Below are 8,713 nucleotides of genomic sequence, written 5' to 3'. Positions count from 1 at the left end.
CGATTTGCATCGGTCGCACGCAGGACGGAATCAGTACCGGCTTTTGCAGTGTGCCTCGCTTGAAAGCGATTAGGAATGCTTTCTCGCAAATGAGACGTCGGCAGAGGAGATTCAAGGTCCAGTCCGACGCACCCCGTCCGGCCGGATGACTTCGAACTGCTCATTCTCGCCCTTCCCTAAATGTTAGACTGGCCAACAGAAATTTAGGCTGGAGCCTGCTGCTTTTTACACTCTGGCGTCTTTGCCCCGAATTGCTTCGATTTCCTCTGACAACCAAACCCGGTGTTTGAAAAATTCTGGGGAGATCAACTTAAAAGAGTCCTTGCAACCTGGTTCGCCAATCGGCCATCCTGCGTGCATCTCACACTACAGGTTCCCGCTTCCCCCTCCAGATGACGCGCATGCAAGCTGCAAATATGCCGCTCACCATCGAGTGCGAGCTCGCAAGAATGACATTTTCGGTAGGACGCGTCCCCGAAAAGAAGCCGCCCGAACACCCTCCATTAACCAACGGATCCCTACGGCCTCCCCCTGAAGAATAGCCGCGCGCTCGCAGAAACTCGTCCCCGCTCAACCTTGGGGGTGAGAGGAGCTTTTAACCGTGACCCTCAATGAGATGCTCACGAGTCGGCCGATTTCGCTCTGCCTGGAGCGTTACATGGCCGATGCCAAAATGCTCGCGCAGTTCTTCGGCCGCATGTGCCAGCGTATCGTCCGCGGGCGCGCCGGCCGGCATTACAAGATGGCAGGTCAAAGCTGTTTCCGTCGTGCTCAGCGACCAGACGTGCAGGTCGTGGATCGACTCGACGCCGGGGGAGGCCCAAAAGAAACTCCTTGACCTTGTCCATGTCGATGCCCTCCGGCACGGCGTTCAGGGTCATGGTGATCGAGCCCGTCAGAAGGCTCCAGGTCCCTGCGACAATGACGAGATTGATGATGAGGCTCATCAGCGGGTCGATCCAATGCCACCCGGTGACCAGGATGATCAGGCCGCCAACGACGACGCCGAGAGACACCAAGGCGTCTGCCGCCATATGAAGGAATGCGCCCCGCACGTTCAGGTCGCCCTTGCTTCCGGAGGAAAGCAGCCAGGCGCAAAAACCGTTGAGCACGATACCGCATGCGGCGACGATCATTACCGTCTTGCCCGCAACGATCTGAGGTTCGAAAAATCGCCCGATGGCTTCCCAGCTCAAGCCACCGACAACGACGAGAAGGAACACCGAGTTGAATAGCGCAGCCAGGATCGACGTGCCTCCGAGACCGAACGTAAAGCGTTTGGTTGGTCGGCGCTTGGCAAGGATGACGGCTGCCCAGGCGACGCCAAGTCCCAATGCGTCGGAGAGATTGTGCCCCGCGTCGGCCAGTAGAGAAACAGAGTTGCTCGCGAGGCCGAAGATTACTTCAAGCGCCACGAAAGCTCCGTTCAGGGCGACGCCTATCGCAAAGGCTTTCCCGAAGTTCGCCGGCGCGTGCAGGTGACCGAGCGCATGTGAATGGCCGTGTTCATCGTGGTCATGCGCCATTGTCGGTCTCCCTTCCGCTTTTGGGCGACCCTACAACCTGCAGCCACTAGAGATGCAAGCGGAAAATGAAAAGGTGGCTCCCCAACTCGCACGGGACCGTCGAAAAATCGTGCCGCTGAGCATTGGGGACGTGGGTCGGACGGTTCTGGCTGCATCCACCTAATAAGTCTAGCATTCCCCGACGAAACCAGGTTCGCGACTGCGACGTGATCAAGTCTCTGTCCAACCACGAGCTCTGCGCTTTCGACCACGATTGATCACGCTCCGTTCATCTTGCTTTCCAACCTAGAGTGCAGTCTGTTGCCACTTGGCTCGCTCAAAGATAAGGTCCCATCACCTAACGGGAGGGTATGGTCATTTCTGACGATTCCAAGATGAGCGCAGATCGTTCGGGGGTGGCAGGCTCCCTACCGACCATTGCCGCGCACACTGTGACCATCGCGCTTCCGAACGACAGGTTAGCAGATGTGGACGCGCTTTCCGGTCGAATTTCCATCGACAGCCTGGAGCCGAGTTCCCTGGTCACCTACGGTCAGGAAGCGGTTTCGGGATTCGGCGCTTGCCAGATTTGCGCAATTATGTAGCACTGCCACCATTTCGTGGCGAAAACTTTTTCGTTGCCAAATCAAAGCCAGAGGCTTGAAAAATGCCTATGTCGCTTCTCCAAGCTCATTCAAAGAGTTCGGCGTGCGTGCCAGTCGCTACGAATACGATCAGGTTTTTCTTTTCCTCAAGGGTATAAATAAGAAGAAAATCCCCTCCAACATGGCACTCCCGGTGATCGTCCCATTTGCCGTTGAGTTCGTGATCTTTGTATTCCGGCGGGAGCGGAGCATCATTCGCCATCAAAAGAAGCATAGAGGTTTTTAATGCTCCCATGTCGTACCGTCCGGACCGTGACAGCCGCTTCCAGTCTTTCAGAAACTGCTTCGAGTAGCTAAAAATCCGTGGAAGCGAAGCCCGTTTTGTTGAAGCGGGCTTCGACCGTTTGTCATTACTTGGCAACCTTACGGCCCTCAAGTGAATTGAACAGTTCGTCGGCGGTATCGAATACCTTGCCGTGGCCAGCCTTGATGGCTCTCGCCTCTTCCATCGCAGCGATTGTTCTCGCGTTGGGGCGGGTCAATTCCAGCGGGAGAGCCTTATCACGGTCAATTCGAGTCATTACCATACGTATAATATCCGAGGGCGTTAGACCCAGACTATCAAGCACCAAGGTGGCACCCTCTTTCACCGAAGGATCAATGCGGGCTCGCACATATGCATTTGCAGCCATTTGACGACTCCTTCTTTAAATTCCACGTACACCTATGTAGCCCAATTGAGCATCATTTTCAAGGTCGCGGCGGCCCTAAATGTCAATGGGAGAAAAATGATCGACTGCGTCCTGATATCGATGCGCTGGGCAGGGTTAATCTAGGAAGAGGTCGATATCAAAAACTCATGAAACGGTAAGTCTCGTGCCTGGTGGCAGTTGCTACCTAATTCCGCAGATATGCGCTCCGCCGCCCGGATATCCAGTACAAGATTTCCGGTTCATTTCCAAAACCACTAGGCAGCGCTTTACCGCGCCGGGCTGCTCACCACGGGCATTGCCGTCGCGGCGCCGGAGCTTCAGCTGCCCGCCGATTTCATGAATTCGCTTCGAGGCAGGATCGGTACCAGAGCTGCGGTAGCAGGGCAAAGATCGATAAGGAGGAAGCACTGGAAATCCGCCGCGCGCTCCAAAGATCAATCTCAACGTTTCAGAGGTTCCCTACTTCGCCGCTCGCGAACTAAGCCTCGGCTCCGACCAAATGGTCGGAAACCAACTTCTTCAAGAGCTTCGGCAAGCGTAGGCGCCTTCTCCGATTCAAGCGAAATTTCCAGGTGCACAATATCAGGGAGCCCCGCTATCCGCCGTTCTTCAATGGAGGCGATAGCTCGCAGATCAACGCGCGCCGCCCGTCCAATCGCACTATTCAGACGCAACGCTAGTTTCTGAATTTCTGCGGCCTCGTTTTTCTGTTCCTCGTTCACATGTGCAACTCCAGCGAAGCCCCCGCTGGCTGCAGGCCTGGCAGCGGAAAGGAAATGATGGTGCAAGTTACCAAGATCGGCGGTGATCTCAAGTAGTCAAGGGAGGGCGACGCAGCGGCAGACTGAATGGATCGGCAATTCGCACCTCCCCTCACCTTGGCTTGCTGTGTTTGGTCCGACCACCAGCCTTGTCATCCGCCAGTTAAATCGCGGTCACCGTGTCAGCAGCCGACTCGCGCTTGCCACGCATCCCACCGCTGCAAAGACGGCGCCGAGCAGCAGGGCCAATGTCGGCCCGTGTTCACCAGTTATACCGAAGCTGAAAGCGACAAGGGCAGCGCCAGTTGCTTTGTCGATCAGTCTGGCCGTTGCGAGAACGGCCAACGCGATCGAGAACATAAGCGCGGCCATCGCCAGACGGTCTCGTCGCGCCTCGCGCGGCGGACGCTTCTCTTCTCGCGGTGGCGTGCGTGGCCCGCATGTTTCGGTACGATGGCGCTGATGGCGTCGCTCCGGTGTTGCTCGCTGCAACGATGGGACGGTCACTCGAAAAACAAAGCCAGCACCGTTCTAGGGGGACAGCTAAAAGCATTGAGACGATCCTCGGAGAGCGCGAAATCCGGCCACAATCGTCTGCCGATTCATGCCAGGCTGGCAAGCGGATCAGCTTATTCTTATATAAATTATGTGAGGCGGCACCCTCGCCTACGGCCTCTAGCGGCCAGAACCTCCACAGGAGCAAAAATATGTCAGATACCAATGGCGCTTCCGCGTCCGAGAAGCCGTATGAAGCGGTTGTCCTCGCGAAGAAGCATCGGATTTCCATCGAGGACGCAAAGGAAATAATCGAGAAGTACGGGTCGGATCGCAAGGCGGCTGACAAGGCCGCGCGGCGCATCGCCGCCTGACGCGTAACCGGAAACTTCAATAACCTATAGAAGGCCGTCTCCGATCTGATGGCGGCCTTCATCGTCTGACGTGTCGCAATCCACGCACGGGCGCCACCTCGAAACATGAAGGATGGTCATATTGGAGATTTCTGATACATTTCGCGGCCTTGGTGGGAGTGAGCGTAATGACGAATTGGGTTCCCGGTGCATTCTATTTTGCGCGATCCGGCAAGCATTCCAATGGAAACACGACGGTCGTTCAGGTCTCGACGGTATTCGGCAAAGATCCGGAATATTGGACGGTAGTGGCGATCGGATCGGATCAGCACTACATGATCGGCGATTTCGACCTGTTTGTCGCGCATCGAATTTCCGGAGGAGTATCCAGCCCGGCAGGCTGCCGAATAGCATCCAACTGAGTGCTGCGGGAACTGCTGTCTGCTTCGATAATGTCAAGAGAACTCGATGACCGTTAGGTACCTTTGGACACTTGAGCGACATGGACATCCAGCGCTCATTGGCCTCGATACGGGGGAGGATTTGATCTCGATCCTCCGATCGCAAAACCTATCCGGTGTAATGCCTGCGGACTGGATATTCGCGGCTCTTCACTTCGATGCCGGGAATGCGGGGGTGGCAATCCACGATTCCATGCTGGGCTGGACCCGCACGGCCAAACGCCTGCAAGCTGACCAATAGCAGCGCCGCTGGAGAGACTCCCGCCTCTCTTTTTGACCGCGCCGCGAGAAGCCCACGGTCTTATGTAATCGCCGCCGTGCGCGCCAGGAGCAAAAGCTGCGGGACATCTCGGACGCCCTGCTTGTATGCATGAATAATGTGGGCTGCGATGAGATCGGATTTGGGAGTGCCATGCAACGTACCCGTCTCCGACCTGACGATGTCGAACACTTGTTGGCAAATTACGAGATCCTTTGAAAACAGAGGTATGTCGTCGGGATGCAGATGCTTGTCGAACATGTTTTCTCCTGGCCCACACAACAACCTAGGAGCGATGGCGAATATGGCAAGAACACGGTTCTGGAAACCTGCGGAGCAGGAACGCGCGTTTACAGTCAATGCTTTGCCTTAACTGTCGCGGTCCTTGGTTGCCTCTGTCATGGTCATGCGATGCGCGCGCCACCGTTTGCATTTTTGAGAACACTCGCCTCAGTGGTTGGAACCGCTTCCATTACTGTCCACAGACCAAATCTTTCGCGCAGGAGACGCCAACGGCGAAAAAACTTGCGCGCTCAAGTTTTGCCGGAATCAATTTCTCAGGTAGCGACGCCAACTCATTGAAAATAGATTCGTTTTGGATCGGAACGAATCACCCTCGCACGCTTTGAGTCGCGACTCAGTGATTCGGAGGATCGCGACATGGGAGCAGGGCATCGGGCTCAATGGAAAGGCTATCTGAAGCTCGGTGAAGTGAGCTGCGGCGTCGCGCTCTATACCGCCGCCAGCACTTCCGACCGCATAACCTTTAACACGATCAACAAGGCGACGGGCAATCGCGTGAACCGCGTCTTCGTGGACAGCGAGACGGAAGATCCGGTTCCGAAGGAAGCCCAGGCAAAGGGGTTTGAGATCGACAACGGCCAATACATCATGATTGATCCGGACGAAATCGCAGCAGCGATCCCCGAGAGCAACAAGACCCTCGAAGTCGAGGCATTCATTCCCTGCTCGGATGTCGACCCCCGACAAGATGGGCAGCGACGCTTTCGTCGCACTGCGCGACGCAATGCGAAGGTCCAAGGTCGCGGCCATCGCCCGGACGGTCCTTTTCCGCCGGATGCGGACGGTGCTCATACGGCCGCACGGCAAGGGCTTGGTCGCCACCACGCTGAACTACGACTACGAGGTCCGGTCCTCGAAGAAGGCGTTCGAGGATATGCCGAAGATCAATATCGAGGGCGAGATGCTCGACCTCGCCAAGCACATCATAGGCACGAAGAAGGGCGAGTTTGATCCGGCGTCGTTCGACGACCGCTACGAAGCCGCCCTCGCCAACCTCGTGAAAGCCAAGATTGAGGGTAAGGCCTTGCCGAAGCCAAAGAAGGTCGAGGTTTCGAAGCCGAACGATCCCTGGCCGCACTCCGCGAAAGTGCCGGACTGGCGGGCAAGTCCGCAAAAACACCGAGGCGCACAGCCGCCAACGCCAACAAGGGCGAAGGCAGGCAACGTGCCTCTCGCGGTGCTGCATCGAAATCCGCCGCGAACGCCGCCCCGCAACGCAGAGCAAGCTGAGGAGGCTGACCAATGGCACCGCGCCCTTACTGGAAAGGCTACCTGAAGCTGTCGCTGGTCACCTGCCCTGTGGCCATGACCCCGGCGACGTCGGAGAGCGAGAAGGTTCGTTTCCACACGCTCAACAAGGAGACGGGCAATCGTGTCGTCTCGCAGTACGTCGATTCGGTCACCGGAAAGCCCGTCAAGGACGAGAACGAGGCAAAGGGCTACGCTCGTGGAGAGAACGACTACGTCATCCTGACCGACGACGATCTCGATCGGGTGGCGCTCGACACGGTCAGGACGATCGACATCGACAAGTTCGTCTCCGCCGACAGCATCGAATGGGTCTATCTGAGAAGCCGCACTATCTCATGCCCGACGACGCTGTCGGCAACGAGGCTTTCGCCGTCATCCGTGACGCCATGAAGGCGGACAAGGTCGTGGGGGTGTCGAAGCTCGTCATCGGTCGCCGCGAGCGTGCCGTCATCCTGGAACCTCGGGGCGAAGGTATCGTCCTGTGGACTCTTCGCTTCGGCGACGAAGTGCGTCCAGAGGAGAGCTACTTCGAGGATATCGAGGAGAAGGCGGACCCGGAACTGGTTCCGCTCGTGCAGCAGCTGATCAAGAAAAAGTCTGCGCAGTGGTCGCCGGAGATGGTCACCGATCCAATCCAGACTAGCCTTTTAAAGCTGATAGACGAGAAGAAGGCGGCGCTAAAGCCCAGGAAGACCACGAAGGGCAAGAAGGAAGCGGCCGCGCCCGCCTCAAATGTTGTGAACATCATGGACGCGCTGCGAAAATCGGTCGCCGACGAACTCAAGAGCAAGAAGGCCGGATGATGGACGAGGAACGCGAATTTGAACTCTGTGAACCAGCACCGTTCCTGTACTTTGAAAACGGGCAGATGGCGGTGACCGACGGATGCTCCGTCTGGCAGGTGATCGTCACATGCGAGGCGATGATGGCGACTGCGAACCCGCCTCAGAAATCGCTCCGCCGTCTGACGCGCTATGCTCCCTTCTACAGAGAACTGGCGGCGGCCGCGATCAGGCGCGGTGACGATGTCGACGGCAGGGTTCTGATCCGGGAGGCGGATGTGCTCGCGGCGCGACCACGATCTCTCCGTCGACTGCCGGAACGGCTCCGATTTCCTGCCGATGCGTAGCGTCACTCGAATTGAAAGGATGGCGAGTGCCAAGCCAGGTGTATCTTCATCGCGGTTACAGGATTGCGATCTACAGCCCCACTGACCACTTTGCGGTTATCACGCCGCCCGGCAGCAACGCCGTCATCGACTTTAAGGAGCGGCAACCTCGGTCGACCGTGGTCGAGGGACCAAACGTGTGCTTGGAGCGGGCCATCGACCTCATTGATAGCCTCGTTCCTGCCAGCACTCGCCCCGACCACCCGGATCATCCGACCCGCTTGCCCTCTTGAGTGAATTGAGCGGGCCTGTTTAGGGTAAAACGCGTGTGACTATAATTTTCGCCCGCCCCGCTCCGGCGGGTTTCTTTTTGAAACTTGCGGCCCCATCCACACTTCATCCGGGAACCAAAATTATCTACTATTGGCGCGCTCCGCGTGCTTTTGACGTGGATGCAGCTAGACCCATCTCGACATGCTTCGGCGCTGGCACGGCTCAACCGCAAGGGTAGGAAGATGAGAACGAACTGGATCGTTACGAATTCAAATGGCGTCCACACTTTTGACACCGCCAGGAATGCCTCCGCCTTCGTCCAGGCGAGTATGGACAGACATGAATACTTTGAGCTGGATGCACCACCGACGCTCAGCGCCGAAGATCGAAAATACTTTGGGGCCATGCTGATCGAAGCAACATTCGAGCAAAAGTGATGACCGTAGAGTCCGTTGGTCGTGCAGGACGTATTCACCGCCCTGCCGCGAGGGTCCGTCTACCGTGACTTGTTGCAGTTAACTGCCCGACCACCTAGTACCTCGCCACAGAGATTATGACGGTTTGTGTTATCGTAGAATGGGCAGGGCTTCTGGCGAGATGAGAAGTTGGATGCTGCGTGCGGCGCC

At 57.0% G+C, this 8,713-nt stretch carries 10 protein-coding genes and 3 pseudogenes; 7 read left to right on the top strand and 6 right to left on the bottom strand.

Translation table 11 applies throughout. The features are described 5' to 3' along the window. Window positions 1–595: 595 nt before the first annotated feature. Window positions 596–1,526 (bottom strand): annotated as a pseudogene (locus EV561_RS36405) (cation diffusion facilitator family transporter). A gap of 350 nt (window positions 1,527–1,876) precedes the next feature. Here EV561_RS36405 and EV561_RS36400 point away from each other — a divergent pair. Further along, on the top strand, window positions 1,877–2,110 hold the full coding sequence (locus EV561_RS36400; RefSeq protein ID WP_132528695.1) for a hypothetical protein: 234 nt from the start codon (window positions 1,877–1,879) through the stop codon (window positions 2,108–2,110). An 85-nt stretch (window positions 2,111–2,195) separates the two neighbouring features. Here the strand turns inward: EV561_RS36400 and EV561_RS36395 are convergent, their stop codons facing one another. The 4 genes from EV561_RS36395 to EV561_RS36380 all read right to left on the bottom strand — a co-directional run bounded on the left by EV561_RS36395 (window position 2,196) and on the right by EV561_RS36380 (window position 3,956). Next, window positions 2,196–2,531, bottom strand: coding sequence for a type II toxin-antitoxin system YafQ family toxin (locus EV561_RS36395; RefSeq protein WP_132528694.1), 336 nt, complete (start codon window positions 2,529–2,531; stop codon window positions 2,196–2,198). Next, window positions 2,521–2,802: a type II toxin-antitoxin system RelB/DinJ family antitoxin gene (locus EV561_RS36390; protein ID WP_132528693.1), complete on the bottom strand. Its 282-nt coding sequence runs from the start codon at window positions 2,800–2,802 to the stop codon at window positions 2,521–2,523. Before EV561_RS36390 ends, EV561_RS36395 begins: the two co-directional genes overlap by 11 nt. 461 nt (window positions 2,803–3,263) lie before the next feature. After that, window positions 3,264–3,545 carry a hypothetical protein gene (locus EV561_RS36385; protein ID WP_132528692.1) on the bottom strand — a complete coding sequence of 94 codons (282 nt, stop codon included), beginning with the start codon at window positions 3,543–3,545 and terminating at the stop codon, window positions 3,264–3,266. 213 nt (window positions 3,546–3,758) lie between these two features. Continuing rightward, window positions 3,759–3,956, bottom strand: coding sequence for a hypothetical protein (locus EV561_RS36380; protein ID WP_207910671.1), 198 nt, complete (start codon window positions 3,954–3,956; stop codon window positions 3,759–3,761). A gap of 335 nt (window positions 3,957–4,291) precedes the next feature. Between EV561_RS36380 and EV561_RS37520 the strand changes: the two genes are divergently transcribed. Both EV561_RS37520 and EV561_RS36375 read left to right on the top strand, forming a co-directional pair. Beyond that, window positions 4,292–4,453 (top strand): hypothetical protein, encoded by a 162-nt coding sequence (locus EV561_RS37520; RefSeq protein ID WP_165928053.1) that lies wholly within the window; start codon window positions 4,292–4,294, stop codon window positions 4,451–4,453. Between the two features lie 167 nt (window positions 4,454–4,620). Continuing rightward, the gene (locus tag EV561_RS36375; RefSeq protein ID WP_348633773.1) at window positions 4,621–4,854 is read left to right on the top strand and encodes a hypothetical protein; all 234 of its coding nucleotides are present in this window, start codon (window positions 4,621–4,623) and stop codon (window positions 4,852–4,854) included. Between the two features lie 340 nt (window positions 4,855–5,194). On the opposite strand, the gene EV561_RS36370 is transcribed toward EV561_RS36375, so the two are convergent. Then, window positions 5,195–5,413 (bottom strand): hypothetical protein, encoded by a 219-nt coding sequence (locus EV561_RS36370; protein WP_132528691.1) that lies wholly within the window; start codon window positions 5,411–5,413, stop codon window positions 5,195–5,197. Between the two features lie 399 nt (window positions 5,414–5,812). Between EV561_RS36370 and EV561_RS36365 the strand changes: the two are divergent. From EV561_RS36365 to EV561_RS36350, 4 genes and pseudogenes are all read left to right on the top strand, one after another. Beyond that, window positions 5,813–6,685: pseudogene (locus EV561_RS36365) on the top strand (Ku protein). Between the two features lie 12 nt (window positions 6,686–6,697). Beyond that, a pseudogene (locus tag EV561_RS36360) lies at window positions 6,698–7,509 on the top strand (Ku protein). Beyond that, complete coding sequence (locus tag EV561_RS36355) at window positions 7,509–7,835, top strand: hypothetical protein (protein ID WP_132528690.1); 327 nt, start codon at window positions 7,509–7,511, stop codon at window positions 7,833–7,835. Before EV561_RS36360 ends, EV561_RS36355 begins: the two are co-directional and overlap by 1 nt. 494 nt (window positions 7,836–8,329) lie before the next feature. Beyond that, a complete protein-coding gene (locus tag EV561_RS36350; RefSeq protein WP_132528689.1) occupies window positions 8,330–8,524 on the top strand; it encodes a hypothetical protein in 195 nt (64 codons plus the stop codon). Window positions 8,525–8,713: the final 189 nt, after the last annotated feature.

The sequence above is a fragment of the Rhizobium sp. BK376 genome (genome assembly GCF_004341625.1).
GTDB lineage: Bacteria > Pseudomonadota > Alphaproteobacteria > Rhizobiales > Rhizobiaceae > Rhizobium.
Note: the sequence above shows the minus strand (reverse complement) of the source record. Positions and strands in the feature narration are given on the sequence as shown.